We start from the raw sequence: 17181 nt of genomic DNA, 5'->3' as shown, positions 1-17181 counted from the left end.
CAACGCCTGGCAAGCTGTTGGAGATCGACTGGAACTTGGAGATAGGGGGTCCATGGCGTGAACGTGCTTCCAAACATGCACCCGGTGACAGCATCGGGCTTCACTTCCCGGAGCATCGCGACAGGTAGGAAGCCAAGGGGAAGCATTGCCTGGCGGTTGATTGGCTACGGTCTGCGTACAGGGGTGCTGACTCTGCCGAATACGATCACAGATCGTGTCGTGAACGTGGCCAGGTTAGGGCGCATCCTGGTGCTGTCTGGAGAGGGATGACCTGTAACCCGAGCCGACAGGATTGGCCGCATGGTGTGGGATTGATTTCGGCCATGGGTTGGATAGATCAGGGATTAGACCAACGACCTGATTTTTTTCTGGTGGGTACTATGTGGGTACTGGAATAAAATTTTCCGACCCGAGATCAGATTCAACTTCTTGATTTTATTGGTACGCGGTATTGGATTCGAACCAACGACCTTTGGCTTCGGAGGCCAACGCTCTATCCAGCTGAGCTAACCGCGCATGAGGCAGGATCAATCATACACAATACGCGATTTCGTAATCGCTTGTCAAAGGGGATCGCGCGGAATGTGGCCCTCCAGGGGTTGGATTTTTCGTGCGCATGGTGCGCGCGGTTGACTTTTGACAGGATCGGTCTTAGCTTTATGGATGTTTTCCGAAGGCGCCGGATGGTGGGGAACCCATTCGCGAGCCTTCGGATCTTTTTTTTAGCCCGAAGACCCGTCAAGGAGCCATCCGCGTCATGAGCGACAACATTCTGCAAACCTCCGACGCCGCTTTCGAGCGCGACGTTTTGCAAGCCAGCATGCCGATCCTGGTCGATTTCTGGGCCGATTGGTGCGGTCCGTGCAAACAGATCGCCCCCTTCCTCGAAGACATGGCCGTCGATTACAAAGATCGTCTGATCGTCGCCAAGCTCAACATCGATCACAATCCCAGCACCCCAGGCAAGTACGGCGTGCGCGGCATCCCGACCCTGATGATCTTCAAGGGTGGACAGATCCAGGCCACCAAAATCGGGGCCCTGCCCAAGTCCAAACTCTACGCCTGGGTGGACGAAACCCTGTAACTTGACATGCAGGGGAGGAAGAACCCCCTCACCCCCCGACCGTGAACCTCCTTCGCGGGCGTTCCACGGTACCTTGACAGGATCGGGGGAGACTCCCGACCGTGAACCTCCTTCGCGGGCGTTCCACGGTACCTTGACAGGATCGGGGGAGACTCCCGACCGTGAACCTCCTTCGCGGGCGTTCCACGGTCATGCCCTGGTCGTGTCATCTCCGTTGTGCCAGGCCGGCGTCCGTCCCGTCTAACGCGGGACGGCGCCCGTCTCGGCCTCGATTCCCCGCAACCAAACCTCCACGCGCTCCCGGTCCGCGCCCGCGACCCGGATCACCTTGTCGCGCGACCGCTCTCCCCGCACGATCCGCACCCGTCCCGAGGCCACATGCAACGCCTTGGCGAACAGCCGCGTCACCGCCTCGTTGGCCGCCCCCTCCACCGGAGGCGCTGTCAAGGCCACCGCCAGAACCCCTTCCCGCGCGCCGAGAATTCTATCGCGCGAGGCGCGCGGTTGCACCCGCAGGGTGAGAATCAGCTCCTCCCCCTCGCGACGCAGCCAGGCGGGATCGTCAGCCATGCAAAGAGAGACGCGCGCCCGATACGCCCACCATCAACTCCTGGAGAATCGACAGCAGCATCAACAGCAGCACCGCAGCCGCGAACGGGGAGACATCCATGCCGGAAAAATTCGGAACATGGCGCCGCAACGGACGCAACGCCGGTTCCGTGGCCTGAAAGATAAAACGAATGAGGGGTTTGCGCAGGTCGATGCCTGGCGGCTGTCCCTTGCGGAAGGTGTGCCAGGAGTGGACATGAAATCCGCCCCGCGCCAGCAGCAGCAGCATGTAGAAGGTCACCAGCAGATGGAGAATGCCGAGCATCTCGGCGATCAGCGAGCCGATGGCCCCGCCGCCCATGCCGCCGTGGAACAGGGTCACCACGATCCGTTGCGTGAAGTGGACCGCCAGCAGGGCCACGACCGGCGAAAGGTCCAACCCGGCGAAACTCGGGATCCAGCGCCGGAACGGCTCCAGAACCGGCTCCGTGGCGCGCACCAGGAACTGCACGATCGGATTGTACGGATCGGGATTGACCCAGGAGAGCAGCACCCGGCCCAGAATCATCCAGGCATAGATCTCCAGCAGGAAATTCAAGAGGGTGCCGATGGAACCCGTGATACCCATGAGGTCTGTTCTCCTTGTTCGGATCGTGTACCGTTACTTCTTTCCCAACTCCCTGGAGCGCTGACAGGCGGCCTGCACCGCGCCCATCAACGCGCCGCGCACCCCGCTCCGCTCCAGCACCTCCAGACCGGCGATGGTGGTCCCGCCCGGCGAGGTGACCTGATTCTTCAACACGCCAGGATGCAGGCCGCTCTCCTCGAGCAGTCTGGCCGACCCGAGCAGGGTACGAATCGCCAGCCGATCGGCCAGAGGTCGCGGCAAACCGCTCGCCACGCCGCCATCCGAAAGCGCCTCGGCGATCAGATAGACATAGGCGGGTCCGGAGCCGGACAGGGCGGTGATCCCATCCATCAGGGACTCCTGCTCGATCTCCTCGACCAGTCCCATGGCCTCCATGATGCGCCGTGCCAGAATACGCTGCGCCACCGAACAGCCGGGGGCGGCGAGCAGGACCGAAATCCCGGCTCCCACCAGTCCGGGGGTGTTCGGCATGACCCGCGCCAGAGGTTGTTCCGCCGGCAGATGGGCGGCCAGGGTCGCCAGGGTGACCCCCGCAGCGATCGAGATCACCAGCGTGCCAGACGCCAGGGAGCCCGACACCTCGTCAAGCACCCCGGCCACCACCCCCGGCTTGACCGCCACCACCACCACATCGGCACCCCGAACCGCCTCGCCGTTGGCCGCGAAAACCAACACGCCGTACCGTTCGGTCAACGCACGGCGCTGACCTTCGACCGGCTCGGCGACCCGGATCCGCTCCGGGTTGACACCCGCGCGGATCAAACCCTGAATCAAGGCGCCGGCCATGGCCCCGCCTCCCAGAAAGGCGATCACGCTCCCAGCGGGCGTGATGGTGTCATGCATGCTCATCGTTTGGCGATCTCTCCCGGTTTCTGTTTCAACATCTCCCCAACCCGCGTCCTGGCCGCCTCGGCCTCGGCCTGCTCCGCGAACGGACCGATCACGATGCGATGGAAGGTCTTCTCCCGCACCTGACCCGTCTCCACATAGGCGGGCACCCCGAGCCGCAAGAACTGATCCAGGCCGTTGTTGGCATAGGTGGCGGTGGAGTAGGAGGCGGCGGTGAAAACATACCCTCCCTTGCTCTTGCCGGTCGTTCTCTTGGCTGTCGGCGGAGCGGTCTGAAGGTCCGGCTGGCCGGCGCGGGCCGTTTCGGCGGGCGATGCCGCTCCCGCCGGCGTGGCGCGACCACCGGTCCCGCCCGACGCCACCGGCTTGTCGGCCCGTGACGCGACCGCGCCGGCCTCCGCCGGGGCCGCCGCCGTCTCGCTGGCGATGCGGACGGGGGTCGTCGCGCTTTTCTTCGGCGCCCCTCCATCCGGGGCCGCGCCGGGCATGGCAATCCGCTCTCCGACCGACTCGGGCACCCGCACGCGGCTCTCCTCGAAGCTCGGCACGGGACGGACGATCGGCGCCTGAGGCACCGCCTCCCCCGCCTTGAGGGACGGGCGGGGACTCTTTTCCGGAGAGCTGGCCGGCGGCGCGACACCCCCACCCACGGGTTTGGCCACCGCGCGCGGGGTCTCCTTCATTGGCGCCGCCGGCGCGCGGGGACGCAACGGCTCCCTGGGCGCGGGGATCGGCTTATCCAAGGTTGGCTGGGGTATCTCCGCATGCGCGGCGGCGGATTCCCCCTCCGGCGCGCTGGCCGCACGGGAGGCAAGGCGCGGGGATGGCAGGTTCTCGGCTCCGGCGGGGGTCGGGGGGATGCGCGATGGCGCGGGCACGGGGCGATCCTCCCCCTTCACGCCGGCACCCCGATCCGATGCGGCTGGACCGGCCAGCGCCGTCACCGCGTTGACCGGCGGCTGACCGGCGCTGGCGACAGGCAGAAACTGGCCATGCCGCAACGCTTGACGGGCCAGACGGTAATAGGGGGCCTCGCGCTCCTGTCCGGCCTGGATCGTCTCCAGCCAGCGCGTGGCATCGGCATCCTTGCCATCGATGCGCGCCTTGTGACCATACAACAGCAGGGTGAGATTCTCCCGCAAACGGTTCTCCACCACATCTTCGCCGGCGCGGGCCGCCTCCAGTCCCCGTTCCGCGGGAATATCCCCCAGAAACACGAACACCAGCGCCTCGGGCCAACTCTGCTGACTGCGCTTGATGACCGGATCGGTCAAAAGCTCCCGGCCCGGCTTGCCCAGCTTCAGGCGGGTGAGATAGAGCCAGAGACGGGTCTCCACGCGGGCGGGATTGAGCGTCATGGCCTGGGCCAGATCCTGTTCCGCCTCGGCGTGGCGCTCCAGCAGAAAATAGGCCATGCCCCGCGCCAGCAGCGTCTCGGGATTGTGGTTCGGGCGCAGCCGCAACGCTTCGTGGAAATCTCCGACCGCCTGTTGCGGCAGACCGATCAGCAGACGGCTCATGCCGCGCAGTCGATAGACCTCCTCGTGATCACGCTTGAAGCGGATGAAGGCGATGAAATCATCGATCGAGGTTTCGTAATCCCCCTGGGCCATCCGCAAGCGGCCCCGGTTGTAGTAGCTCCACGGTTGATCGGGTTTGAGCCGGATGGCGGCGTCCAGTTCCGCCATCGCCTCGCGACCGCGACCCAGTTTGGCCAACGCCAGCGCCCGGTTCTGAAAGGCCAGCACATCCTCGGGATTCAGGGCCACGGCCACGCTCAGATCCTCGGCGGCGCGATCCGCGTGACCGGCGCTCAGCAGCGCCACGCCCCGGATCCGGTAGGCCTGTTGCAGATCGGATTTCATCTCCACCGCCCGATCGCAATCGCTGATGGCCTGGGGCAGAAGCGCCGGATTGCGCTGGTTGAGGCTCTGTTTGTAGCGGGTGGCGCAGCGTCCCGCGAAGGCCGAAGCCCGTTGGGCGCGGGTGGAGTCCGGCGCGTTGAGCACCTGGTCATCGAGCTGGATCGCCTCCTCGAGTCGATCCTTGGACAACGCCTCGGTGGCGGTCTTGAGGGTTTCGTCGTGGCGGTTTTCGGCCAGAAGGGGCGGGGCGAACGCCATGGTCCAGAGGCAGGCCAGCAGCGCGGCCAGGAGCCGGCAGGGGGAAAAGGCGTGCGTCATGACGCGCTCCTGGCGAGAGTCGGGAGGAAAAGGGTGCTCATGCCGCCGCGAAAAGCGCGCTGCCGATGCGCACCAGGGTCGCCCCCTCCTCCACGGCCACCTCGAAATCGAGGCTCATGCCCATGGAAAGTTCGCGCATCGAAACCCCGTCGATGCCAGCGGCCTCGATCGCATCGCGCAGCCCGGCCAACTGTCGGAACCATGGTCGCGCCTCCTCGGCCTCGTCACAAAACGGCGGGATGGTCATCAAGCCCTGAAGTTGAATTCCCGGCAGGGAGGCCCATGCACGGGCCATCTCCAGGGCCTCCTCAGGGGCCACGCCGGATTTTTGCGGTTCGCGACCCACGTTGACCTGCATGAGCACCGGCATGGGACGGATCGGTTCCATCCGCCGGGAGATCTCTCCAGCCAGCTCGAACGAGTCCACGCTGTGGATCATGGAGAAGATCTCCACGGCGGTCTTGACCTTGTTGCGCTGCAAGGGTCCGATCAGGTGCCAGTCGAGGGAGGGATCGGCGATGAGCGGGATCTTGTCGCGGGCCTCCTGGACGCGGTTTTCGGCGAACAGGGTCTGACCGCGGGCCGCGACGACACGAATCTCCTCGGGGGATCGGGTCTTGGAGACCGCCACCAGACGCACCGAGGCCGGATCGCGACCCACCCGCGCGCAGACGGCGGCGATGCGGGCACGGATCGATTCGAGGGGATGGGATCGGCTGCTCATGGCCTCATGCGGTGAAAGCGGGGTGGGAAGCGGAGCTTGATTGACGCGCGGCCCCGGAAAATGACAATATTTTGTCTGTCCGTATCGCCGGACGCAAGCAAATTTCTCCGTATACCGTTCGGCGATCGATATTCAGACCTCTTGCGGGATCTGCGCCCGCATCCACAATTTCATGTCAAGGACGGATCTCAAAGATGGTCGATCACCCGGATGGGGATGAAGAGCGGCACGAGGAGACCAGGGCGTGGTTGGAAGCCTTTGTCGCCAGTGGCCAGCATGGGGCCCTGACCGCCATCCAGCGTCGTCACTGCGGGCATGTGATCGGTTGTTTCGACACGATGATGCGACGGGAGTTGGGGCGGCCACCGGACAAGTGGAGCGCTGCCGCCGTGGAGCGCTGCTGTTTCGAGATCCTGCCGGAGAGTGGGCTTCTCAAGGAGTCGCAACGGTGGGCCATGCCGGTGATTCTGGCCGGATATCTGGATTTTCTGGGGCAGACCGGTCGCATCGCCAATGCCATCCCCTTGATCCGCGCCGTGCATCGCGCCCAGGAACGGCTGTTGCGCCACTTGAGCGCCGCGGTGACGCACGCCGGCCCGGATGGCAACGACCCGGGTCCGGAGAGCGACGACGCCCTGCCCGGCTTGCGCCGTTTTGCCGCCCGGATCGCCCGTGAGATCGTCAAGGAGCGTCCGGCGTTGATCTCCCGCGCGGAGATGGAGCGGTTCGAACGACAGCCGATCCTGATTTTCGATCTGTTGCAGCTTTTGATCGAGGAGTTCAACCACACCCGTGCCACGAACGACGCCATGGTCACGGCCTGTTTCATGCTGCTCTCCCACGCCTTGCGCAATATTCGTCTGGGGATCGAACGCCGTTTCGAATGGGCCGTGGAGCTGGACCGCGAGTTTCAGTCCCTGGTGGTACGTCGCGCCGCCGAGGAGCAACTCTCCCCGCAATTTCTGGCCGGTGTGCTCGAATCCCTGGCCGAGGCCCGGCTGGAGCCCTCCCGCGGGCTGCTGGAGATCTACGAACAGCAGATCATGCACCACGCCCCCCGCGAGGCGGTACCGTCACGGGGGCAGATCGATGCCATGTTCGAGAGCCTGGTCGATGAGCACGGGGGAGATCCCTTCGCCATCGGCGAAACCCTGGCGCAGATGACCCGCGCCCTGCCTCGCGAGGCGCAATCCGCCCTGATCGGCGAGTTTGCCGCCTCGATGCTCCCGGGCATGAAGGATGCCGTGGTGATCCTCGCCCTGCACCCCGAAGAGCCGGTGCGGAGCGAAGCGTTGCGGTGGCTGTTGGAAAATGCCCGCTTCGTCACCCCCACGGCGTTGCGACGGCTGATCGTGATCCGCAACTGGCTTCCCGAGGGCGAGAAAAAGATCCTCGATGCCCTGATCAAGACAGCGCGCATCAAGGGGGTGGAGTGCGCCCGCTGGGATCCGCCCCTGCCGTTGGAGGGGTTGCAGGCGTCGCGCATGGATGGCGTGGGCGCGTTGTCGCTGCTGTTGTCCATGCCGGTCAAGCCGAACCGGGCCCGCATCGCCGGTATCCTGTTGAAACAAAAGGTCGGCATCGCCGACTCCTGGATCACCCCGCCGATCCCGCGCAACGAAGCGCAAACCACCTTCCGACAGGTGGCGCGGCAGGAGCTGTTCCTGGATGTGACCCGCGGCTTCCTGGATGCCGCCATCCGCCATCACCTGGCCGTGGGGCTGGCCGAGGGGATGCCGGCTCCGGTGGGGTTGTTGCAGATGGCCGAAGCGCTGGTCGTGGACAGTTGGGTTCCGGAGCGTCTCGAGGGGAGCGACCTGCTCGAACGGTTGATCGGCGTGGAGGGGTCCGCCCCCCTCGACGACACGGAGCGGTTTTCGACCGATCCGATCTACCTGGAAGAGATGGAACGGATCACCGGTTCCTGGTTCGAGGAGAGCCAGGAGGTGATGGATTTCCTGGAAAGCACCCGGATGCGTGGTCGCGAACGGCTGACACGGCGAATTCTGGAGCTGTTCTGCGAGCCGAACCGGGAGATGTGGGCGGAACGGTGCGCCTGGACCGCCTATTGGCTGCGCGAACAGAGTCTCAAGGTCAAACGCATGGTGGGGATGGATCGCCATTTTGCCTGGATCGCCCGTGAGCTTTATCACGGCAGACCGTTGCACGAGTTGTCGCTGATGCGACGGGTGGCCGAACGCACCCTGGGGGGTGGAGAGTAGCGGCAAACGGCGCTTTCCGGACGGATCGTGACGCCCGAATGGGAGCTTGTGCGCGTGGGCCTTCCTGGCGGGAGGCCCACGTTTTTCAGAAAAAGGGGGTGCTCGCCCCCTGATTCAAATCGAACACGGCGCGCCGATCACTTTCCCGCCGCCGGAGCCGTGGTCACTGGCGTGGCCGTCGCCTTGCGTTTGCACACCCATTCTCACTTGGGCGTCGTCTTGGGACTTCCCTTGAGCGTGACATTCAACATGGCCGAGGTGTTGTTGCTGCCGGTGACCATCAACGAGTAGGTTTTGTTCTCCGTGGCCGTGATCTTTTTCGGGGCCTTGATCAGCAACGTGTCGGGGGTCGGCAGTTCCCAGCCGATCTCGTCGGTCGGCAGCACGCCAAGCCATTGCACGCCATTCACACCCTTGGTGTTGCTGATCTTGATCCTGCCACTGTTCCCCGCCTCCAGTGTGATCGCGTCGCGCTCGAGTTTGATCGGTTTGACCGTGACCACCTCCAACAGATCCGGGTGACACACCGCGCGCATCGAACCCAAGAAGTCGGTCAGGATTTGGGTGGTGTCCGTGGTGATTGCGGTCTGGGTGGCGGTTGGAGCCGGCGCTGGGGTCGGGGTCGAAGTCGGGGTTCCTTTCCCGGCCTCGCCATCCCCACTCTTGGGCGCGACCGCGCGAACGGCGGCGAAGGTGGTTCGCAACTCCTGGGCCACGGTGGCACTGGTTTTTACCGCGTCCTTTGTCTGCGCCGGAGTCGGAATCAGGCCGGAGATCTTCTGGTTAAGCTCCGCAGCCACGCAAAGACGCGCGTCGTCGAGGGCGGTCCCGGCCTGCAATACCTGATCCGGGAGCATGGACCCGAGGCGGTTGAGCACGGGAGTGCCCGCTTCGCGCAGGCCATTCATCGCCTTCTCGCCCTCGCTGTACAGATCGTTGAACTCGGCGGGCCTGAGCAGGTTGCTTCCGGAATAGGCCGCGCCGGCGCCCAGTCCCAACCCGACGATCAGATCCGTGGTGGCCCCATAGGCCACCGCGCCACCCGTGGCCAGGCCCAGGGCAAAGATGCCGTAATTGCCGAACTGTTCCACCCGGGTCCGACTCAGCCGTTTGTCCATGTACGCTTCCTGTTGACAGGTAATCCGGTCCATGGCGGTCAGAAAAGCCTCTTTCTTTTCGCGCGTGGCATCCTTGCCATCGAGTTCCCTGGCGATCCAGGAGGGTCGCTCCAGGCCGAGCCTGCCGCAGTCGGTACGGTTTTTCAACAACATGGGAATCTCTTCGGGCTCGCTGAAGGTTTTGGCGGACGCACATCCCCCCATCAGAGCCGCGATCGCGACAAGTCCGATCAATCGACGATCTTGCATGTGTTTTCTCCAAGGTTGAGTGAAGACGATGCCATGGTGATTGGGATGGTATTTTTTCGCGAGAATCCCCTTGAACTCATGACCATTTTATTTGAATTATGCATTCCGGATAAATCATGCACAAGGATTATTGTATTAACTATGTGAAGCAACATATATTCCTACGATTGTTTTTTCATCACCATGCGTCTCCATGCTGAATCTGGCTTGGGGATCCCATCCCGCGTGTCACCATCGCCAAACGGGTGATTCCTGGTTATGATGAGGGGTGGTGTTTTCGGCAGGATTGCCGGTCGGGGGGTTGGTCTGTCGGAGATGGGTTGGCCTGGAATCATTCTGAAGGGAGACGAACCGTTGCCTGTCCATCCGTCCACCCTGGGGGGCTGGCGCATTCTGGCGCCCAGCGACACCGAGTCGCGGCGTGGCATCGTGCGCGGTCTCGATGCGGCGCATGATCGGGTCGTGGCCATCAAGTGCGTGCCATTTTCGTTGACCGAACATGCAGAGCGTCAGGCATGGATCGAGCGGTTGCGGCATGAGGCCACCATCGTGGCGCGGTTGGCCCATCCCACCATCGTGCCGCTGCTCGATCAGGGGGAAGACCAGGGGGCGCCCTACCTGGTTTTCGCCTGGCAGCCGGAGGCCACGCTGCGCGAGCGGCTTGACCAGGGGTGGTTACCGGATGTGGCGGGTGCGGTATCGATCATCCAGGCGCTTTTGACCGGTGTGGCCCACATTCACGCCAGGGGATATCGGCATGGGGATCTCAAGCCGTCGAATCTGTTCGTGACTGCGGGTGGGGCGGTACACCTCGTGGATTTCGGCGCCGCCGGTCCCATTGACGCGCCGCCCGCCCGCGGAGGGCGTCTGACCGGCACCCATGGTTTCATGCCGCCCGAGCAGTTGATGGGGTTGCCGATCGATCAGCGGGCTGATCTGTTTGCCGTTGGGGTGATTCTTCATGAGTTGTTGACGGGGGCCAAACCTTTTTTGGGCGCCCGTCCGTGGGAGATCACCCTGCGGGTGCTTGGTGAAGAGCCGCCGGGGTTGGTCGGGGAGGCGGCGCGGTTGAATGGGGTGATGCGGCGGGCGTTGGCCAAGCGGCCCGAGGAGCGGTTCGGGTCTGCCGAGGGATTTGCGGCGGCGTTGAAGGAGACGGTTGGGATGGCGGGGAAGTGATGCAGGCAGAGCCAAGTCACCGGAAACCGTTGCGGGGGACCGGGGGCCGAAGATCCCCGGCGGAGGTTCGGAGGCAGCGCCTCCGAGGTTCTGTCTTTGATTTTCGCGCGCTTTTCACGAAAAGCACGCGCAAGGAAACAGTCGGTGGTGCTGTACGTTAACCTAACCTTATCCGATCCGTCTGTTATTGAAAGAATGATGCGTGACACGCTTCTGTCCCGATTCCGTGGTATCGTCCATGTGCCGTCTCCACGACCTGGCGCCCAACGAGGATTGGGTGATTGAATGTAAATGAGAACCGTTATTGTTATAAAACGGATTTCCACCCATTTTTGAAGGTATGCAAATTCACTTTTCCGATCAAGCCCTGTGTTGGATTCAGCTCTCTTGCAGCAGCGACAACTGGGCGTTCTCTTCCTGGCGGGGGAAGGGGATGGGATAGTGGCCGGAGAAACAGGCATCGCAGTAGCCGTGACCATTGCCGTTGACCGCGGCGTAGAGCCCATCCAGCGACAGAAAGGCCAGGGAATCGGCGGTGACGTAGGTGCGCATCTCCTCGACCGTGTGGCTGGAGGCCAGAAGTTCGCTTTGGGTCGGGGTGTCGATGCCGTAGAAGCAGGGGTGGGTGGTCGGTGGGGAGGAGATGCGCAGATGGACCGATTTGGCCCCGGCGGCGCGCACCATCTTGACGATTTTGCGACTGGTGGTGCCCCGGACGATGGAGTCGTCCACCAGCACCACATGTTTGTCCTTGATGATGTGCGGATTGGCGTTGAGCTTGATCTTGACGCCGAAGTGACGGATGGATTGTTGCGGTTCGATGAAGGTCCGGCCCACGTAGTGGTTGCGGATGATCCCCAGTTCGAAGGGGGTTCCCGAGGCGTGGGCGAAGCCCAACGCCGCCGGCACCCCGGAGTCGGGCACCGGAATGACCAGATCGGCCTCTGGCACCGGGTACTCCTGGGCCAGACGCATGCCGATGCGTTTGCGGGAGGCGTAGACGTTCACGCCGTCGATGTTGGAGTCCGGACGGGCGAAGTAGATGTATTCGAAGACGCACAGGCAGCGCTTCTGGCGCGGGAACGGGAAGAAGGATTCGATCCCGTGCGGACCGATCACCACCACCTCGCCGGGTTCCACGTCCCGGATGAACTCCGCTTCGATGAGATTGAGCGCGCAGGTTTCCGAGGAGAAGACATAGCCATTGCCGACCCGTCCGATCACCAGGGGACGCAGACCGTGGGGATCGCGCGCGCCGATGATGCCGTGTTCGTCCATGGCCAGCAACGCGTAGGAGCCGCTCACCTGACCAAGCGCCTCCACCAGCCGTTCGGCGAAGGTGCGATGACGGGAGAGGGCGGTCAGATGGACGATCACCTCGGTGTCCATGGTGGACTGGAAGATCGAGCCGCGCCGCTCCAGGGCGCGCCGCATCTCCACGGCGTTGACCAGATTGCCGTTGTGGGCCATGGCCATGCCACCGTGGGCGGTATCCACCACCAGGGGTTGGCGATTGCGCGAGTTGACGCTCCCGCCCGAGGTGGAGTAGCGCACATGACCGATGGCCTGACTGCCTCTCAAGCTCTCCATCTCGTTGCGACGAAAGACATCCGCCACCAGTCCATGGCCTCGGGTGGCCTGGAAGAGACGATCCTCAACCGAGACGATGCCCGCCGACTCCTGACCGCGGTGTTGCAGCGCGTACAGGCCCAGATAGACCAGATTGGCAGCCTCGGGATGGTTGTAAATCCCGAATACGCCGCACTCGTCGTGAAAATGGTCGTCGAGAAGAAGGTCCAAGGTGGATGTCCGGTCGTCTGGGATCATCGGTTGATGGAAAGATGCCCAGCATAAAGGCTCCATTCCGATTTGTCAAAAGAAGTCCGTTGCATGCCACTCATCAACGGAGAAAATAATCAACCGTTATCAAGATTTTACTTTGTCGGAAACTGCCAATTTTATGAGCACCCCCCTGTTCTTGCCTGACCGGCACCAGGGTCCGGGCCCGCACGCGCCGGATACACCATTGATTGCGCGCGCAAACCCCCACCAGCAGAAGTACGCGTCCCGCCGGAAACCAGGCCGGCAGCCACGCCTCCATCTCACCGGCGCGCCCCGCCGGCATTCCATGCATCGCTTGCGCCAGTTGATCGGTGCGCCTGTCCAATCCCACGGCGCCGGCGAAAAGGTTTGGAGTTTCCGGGATCCTGAAGGTTACGGCTTATCCGCCCTCCCCGGCCAGCAGCTCCAGCGCACGCGCCAACACCCCCTCCTCGCTCATCCCCACCGCACGCATCGCCTCGCCACCCGGGGCCGACAAGCCGAACCGATCCACGGCCACCACATCGCCCTCCTCGCCCACCCAGCGATGCCACCCCATCGAACAACCCGCCTCGATGGCCAGCCGCAACCCGGCAGAGAGCACGCCACGCCGATACTCCGCCGACTGGGCGGCGAACAGCTCCCAGGAGGGCATGGAGACCACCCGCACCCGCCCATGACCCGCGCCGGCCAGCCGATCCTTGACCCGCAACGCCAGCGACACCTCGCTCCCGCTGGCCAGCAAGGTGATCTCCGGGATCCCGTCACAGGCGGAGACCACATACCCACCCCGTGCCACCCCCTCGGGATTGGCCGGGAGGATCGGCAGATTCTGACGGGTCAGGATCAACGCCGAGGGACCACGCGCCGCCACCGCCAGACGCCAGGACAGCGCGGTTTCGTTGGCATCGGCGGGCCGGAACACGGTCAAACCCGGCAGGGCGCGCAATCCGGCCACCTGCTCGATCGGCTGATGGGTCGGGCCATCCTCGCCCACGGCCACGCTGTCGTGGGTGAGCACGTAGATGACCCGCGTCTCCATCAATGCCGAAAGCCGCATCGCCCCGCGCATGTAGTCGGAGAAGACCAGGAAAGTGGCGCAAAAGGGGATCCAGCCGCCATGCAGGGCCATGCCGTTAACGATGGCGGCCATGGCGTGCTCGCGCACCCCGAAATGGAGGTTGCGTGACCCGCCATCCTGGATGTGGGTGTTGTTGGAGGGAGCCAGATCCGCCGAGCCGCCGATCAGGGCGGGCAGTCCCAACGCCAGGGCATTGAGCGCCTTGCCGCTCGCCACCCGTGTTGCCACCGGCTTGTCACCGAACTCCAGGGCGTTGAGCTGCGCATCCCACCCTTCCGGCAACACCCCGGAGAGGGCCTCGCGGAACGCCGCCACCCGCGCCGGATCGCTCGCCTCCAGAGCCGCGATCCGCGCCGCCCAACCCTGGGAAAGCTCCATGCCCCGTTCGATCACCCCGGCCCGGTAGGCTTTCACCTCCTCGGGGATGTGAAACGACAGCTCCGGCCAGTTGTAATAGGCGCGCGTCTCGGCCATGCGCGCCGGACCCAGCGGCGCGCCATGCACGGTCGGGGTGCCGGCCAGAGGGGTGCCGTGGCCGATCACGGTCCGCACCCGGATCAGGGTGGGGCGACCCCGCTCCGCGCGTCCCAACTCGATGGCGGCGGCGATGGCATCCAGATCCTCCCCATCCCCGACCGTCAAGGTCTGCCAGCCGCAGGCGCGGAAACGGGCCTCGACATCCTCGGTGAAGGCCAGATCGGTGCTCCCCTCGATGGAGATCCGGTTGTCGTCGTACAACACCACCAGCTTGCCGAGACGCTGATGACCGGCCAGCGACACCGCTTCCGCCGCGACCCCCTCCATCAGATCGCCGTCCGAAGCCAGCACATAGACATGGTGATCGAGCAGCGGGGATTGTCCCTCGACGGCAAACCGCTCGCCCAGTTGCCGCTCGGCCCAGGCCATGCCCACGGCCATGGCCAGACCCTGGCCCAGAGGGCCGGTGGAACACTCCACCCCAGGGGTCAATCCATGTTCCGGATGACCCGGCGTGCGCGATCCCATCTGCCGGAACCGCTTCAAATCGTCCAACGGAAGGTCGTAGCCGGAGAGGTGCAGCAGCGCATACAACAACGCCGAACCATGTCCCGCCGACAACACGAACCGATCCCGATCCGGCCAGCCTGGATCCGAGGGATCGTGGCGCAGGAAACGGCTCCAGAGCACGAACGCCATGGGCGCGGCGCCCAATGGCATGCCCGGATGACCGGATTGAGCCTGTTCCACCATGTCTGCGGCGAGCATGCGCAGCGTGGTGACGCACAATGCATCCTGATCGAGATTCATGCAACGTTCCTGGGATTGAAGAGAGTTGAGTGATTATCGTAATTTGGAATGTTCAGAGCAGCCCTTTTTTCGGATGTTCAATGGGCGCGATCCGTTGTAACATGAAAAAGTTGGGGATGAAACCGCCCGCGTGCGCGCCCGACGACCGAAAACCACCGCCCATCCGGGCCGTATCGATCTTTCGACACCGCACCGAGCGCCCTCGTTCCCATAAAATGCCATGCCAACGCCCCCCGACCCGTGCTTGACCCCGACCTCCCGACAGGCATGGCGTCGGATACCCGCCTTGACCGCCTCCCTCGCGGTCTGCCTGGTCGCCACCACCCTCCAGGCCGCTGAGTCCCACCAGACGGACGAAACTATGGAACGGCTCCTCGAGATGAACGTCACCGAGCTGGCCGGCATCAAACTCTCCACCCTCTCCCGCAAGGAACAAAAACTGGTCGATACCGCCGCCGCGGTGACGGTGATCGATGCCGAAGAGATTCGCCGCTCCGGCATGACCTCGATTCCGGAGTTGTTGCGGATGGTGCCGGGCATGAACGTCACGCGCATCAACGCCAGCACCTGGGCGGTGAGCACGCGCGGTTTCCAGCACCAGTTCTCCAACAAGCTGTTGGTGCTCATGGATGGCCGCACCCTCTACACCCCGCTGTTTGCCGGCGTCAACTGGAACCTCCAGGACATTCCCCTGGCCGATGTGGAACGGATCGAGGTGGTGCGGGGTCCGGGCGCCTCCCTCTGGGGAACCAACGCGGTCAACGGGGTGATCAACATCGTCACCAGAAAGACCGCCGACACCCAGGGCAATCGCGCCAGCATCACGGGTGGCACGGTCGAGACCCTGCGCGGCGAGCTGCGTCACGGCGGAACATTCAGCGACACGCTCCACTATCGGGTGTACGCCTCGGGCATGGATCACGCCGATTTTCGCCGCGCCGACAACACCGGAGCCCACGACGACTGGAACGCGCGACAGCAGGGCTTCCGCCTCGACTGGCAACCCACTCCGCGCGACGAGGCGACGCTGCAAGGCGAACTGTTCGCGGTGAAGGAGAATCCATCCCGAGGGGACAAACAGGGCGGTCACCTGCTGGGCCGCTGGAGCCGTGACCTCTCCGACACGCGCAACCTGACGGCGCAGCTCTATTACGATCACAAAGTCGATACCTCCTTCGAGGTGACCCGCATCCTGGATCTGGACACCCAATACGGTCTCCGCACCGGCAGGCACGTCTGGATCATGGGCATGGGCTATCGCCTGACCAGCATGGAACTGGACGATACGGCGCTCATTCAATGGCGACCCAAGAGCCGCCGCGATCACATCCTGAATCTGTTCGCCCAGGACGAAATCGCCCTCGCCTCCGATTGGATCCTCACCCTGGGCGGCAAAATCGAATACCAGGACGAAAAGGGGATCTATCCGCAACCGAATGCACGTCTGTTGTGGCGCGCCAGCGATACCCAGTCCGTCTGGGGCGCGGTGTCGCACGCGGTACGCATCCCCTCAAGCGTGGATCAGGATTTCCGCCTCACCGTACCCTTGGGAGCCGTCAACCTCGCGTTGCGCGGCAACCCGGAGATCGAACCGGAAAAACTGCTCGCCCATGAACTGGGCTACCGCTTCCAGCCGCGCGGAGACCTCTCCCTGGAGATCGCCGCCTTCTACAACCGCTACGACCATCTGATCTCGCTGGAGAACCTCGCACCGCTCCCGACGCCACCCACCCTGCGTCAGTTCTACGCCAACAAGGGCGAGGGAACCACGTATGGCCTGGAGACCGCCGTCGATTGGCGCGTCAGCGACACCTGGCATCTCACCGCCAGCCACGCCTGGCTCAAGATGAACCTGGATGTGGTCGATGGCAGCACCGACACCACCACCACGGCCTCGGCAAACGACATCCCGCGCCATCAATGGCAGCTGCGTTCACGACTCGACCTGCCGCACGACCTGGAACTCGATTCCGCCCTGTTCCACGCGACGCGCATCCGCAACCTGGCGATTCCCGCCACCACCCGACTCGATCTGCGCATCGGCTGGCGCCCGACCGCCAGCCTGACCTTGAGCCTGGCCGGACAGAATCTTCTCGACGACCGCCACCCGGAGTTCACCGCGCAGATGGTCACGCCAAGCGAGATGCCGCGCGCTTTCCTGGCCTCGGCAGCGTGGCGCTTCTAGA

General features: G+C 64.0%; 12 protein-coding genes and 1 tRNA gene. 4 read left to right on the top strand and 9 right to left on the bottom strand.

The window, feature by feature from the left end:
• Positions 1-439: 439 nt before the first annotated feature.
• Positions 440-516 (bottom strand) — tRNA-Arg (locus tag ACOY6C_RS15385).
• Between the two features lie 241 nt (positions 517-757).
• On the opposite strand from ACOY6C_RS15385, the gene trxA reads away from it, so the two are divergent.
• Positions 758-1084, top strand: a complete 327-nt coding sequence (gene trxA / locus ACOY6C_RS15380) for a thioredoxin TrxA (protein WP_420906405.1) — start codon at positions 758-760, stop codon at positions 1082-1084.
• Between the two features lie 240 nt (positions 1085-1324).
• Here the strand turns inward: trxA and ACOY6C_RS15375 are convergent, their stop codons facing one another.
• From ACOY6C_RS15375 to ACOY6C_RS15355, 5 genes are read right to left on the bottom strand one after another with little or no spacing between them, the layout of a single operon-like run.
• On the bottom strand, positions 1325-1654 hold the full coding sequence (locus ACOY6C_RS15375; protein ID WP_420906404.1) for a DUF167 domain-containing protein: 330 nt from the start codon (positions 1652-1654) through the stop codon (positions 1325-1327).
• Positions 1647-2261, bottom strand: coding sequence for a YggT family protein (locus tag ACOY6C_RS15370; protein WP_420906403.1), 615 nt, complete (start codon positions 2259-2261; stop codon positions 1647-1649). The genes ACOY6C_RS15375 and ACOY6C_RS15370 overlap by 8 nt, the downstream gene beginning before the upstream one ends.
• 33 nt (positions 2262-2294) lie before the next feature.
• Entirely contained in the window at positions 2295-3125 is an 831-nt protein-coding gene (proC, locus tag ACOY6C_RS15365; protein WP_420906402.1) for a pyrroline-5-carboxylate reductase, read from the bottom strand.
• 2 nt (positions 3126-3127) lie between these two features.
• On the bottom strand, positions 3128-5314 hold the full coding sequence (locus ACOY6C_RS15360; protein ID WP_420906401.1) for a tetratricopeptide repeat protein: 2187 nt from the start codon (positions 5312-5314) through the stop codon (positions 3128-3130).
• 37 nt (positions 5315-5351) lie between these two features.
• Positions 5352-6038 carry a YggS family pyridoxal phosphate-dependent enzyme gene (locus ACOY6C_RS15355; protein WP_420906400.1) on the bottom strand — a complete coding sequence of 229 codons (687 nt, stop codon included), beginning with the start codon at positions 6036-6038 and terminating at the stop codon, positions 5352-5354.
• A gap of 194 nt (positions 6039-6232) precedes the next feature.
• Here ACOY6C_RS15355 and ACOY6C_RS15350 point away from each other — a divergent pair, with 194 nt between their 5' ends.
• Positions 6233-8260, top strand: a complete 2028-nt coding sequence (locus ACOY6C_RS15350) for a hypothetical protein (RefSeq protein ID WP_420906399.1) — start codon at positions 6233-6235, stop codon at positions 8258-8260.
• A gap of 203 nt (positions 8261-8463) precedes the next feature.
• On the opposite strand, the gene ACOY6C_RS15345 is transcribed toward ACOY6C_RS15350, so the two are convergent.
• On the bottom strand, positions 8464-9627 hold the full coding sequence (locus ACOY6C_RS15345; RefSeq protein WP_420906398.1) for a hypothetical protein: 1164 nt from the start codon (positions 9625-9627) through the stop codon (positions 8464-8466).
• Between the two features lie 354 nt (positions 9628-9981).
• Here ACOY6C_RS15345 and ACOY6C_RS15340 point away from each other — a divergent pair, with 354 nt between their 5' ends.
• A complete protein-coding gene (locus ACOY6C_RS15340) occupies positions 9982-10806 on the top strand; it encodes a serine/threonine-protein kinase (protein WP_420906397.1) in 825 nt (274 codons plus the stop codon).
• Positions 10807-11184: 378 nt separating this feature from the next.
• On the opposite strand, the gene purF is transcribed toward ACOY6C_RS15340, so the two are convergent.
• Complete coding sequence (gene purF / locus ACOY6C_RS15335) at positions 11185-12633, bottom strand: amidophosphoribosyltransferase (protein WP_420906396.1); 1449 nt, start codon at positions 12631-12633, stop codon at positions 11185-11187.
• A 394-nt stretch (positions 12634-13027) separates the two neighbouring features.
• A complete protein-coding gene (gene tkt, locus ACOY6C_RS15330; RefSeq protein ID WP_420906395.1) occupies positions 13028-14995 on the bottom strand; it encodes a transketolase in 1968 nt (655 codons plus the stop codon).
• A gap of 286 nt (positions 14996-15281) precedes the next feature.
• Here tkt and ACOY6C_RS15325 point away from each other — a divergent pair, with 286 nt between their 5' ends.
• On the top strand, positions 15282-17180 hold the full coding sequence (locus ACOY6C_RS15325) for a TonB-dependent receptor plug domain-containing protein (RefSeq protein WP_420906394.1): 1899 nt from the start codon (positions 15282-15284) through the stop codon (positions 17178-17180).
• Position 17181: the final 1 nt, after the last annotated feature.

The sequence above is a fragment of the Candidatus Magnetaquiglobus chichijimensis genome, assembly GCF_045865675.1.
Classification (GTDB): domain Bacteria; phylum Pseudomonadota; class Magnetococcia; order Magnetococcales; family Magnetaquicoccaceae; genus Magnetaquiglobus; species Magnetaquiglobus chichijimensis.
Note: the sequence above shows the minus strand (reverse complement) of the source record. Positions and strands in the feature narration are given on the sequence as shown.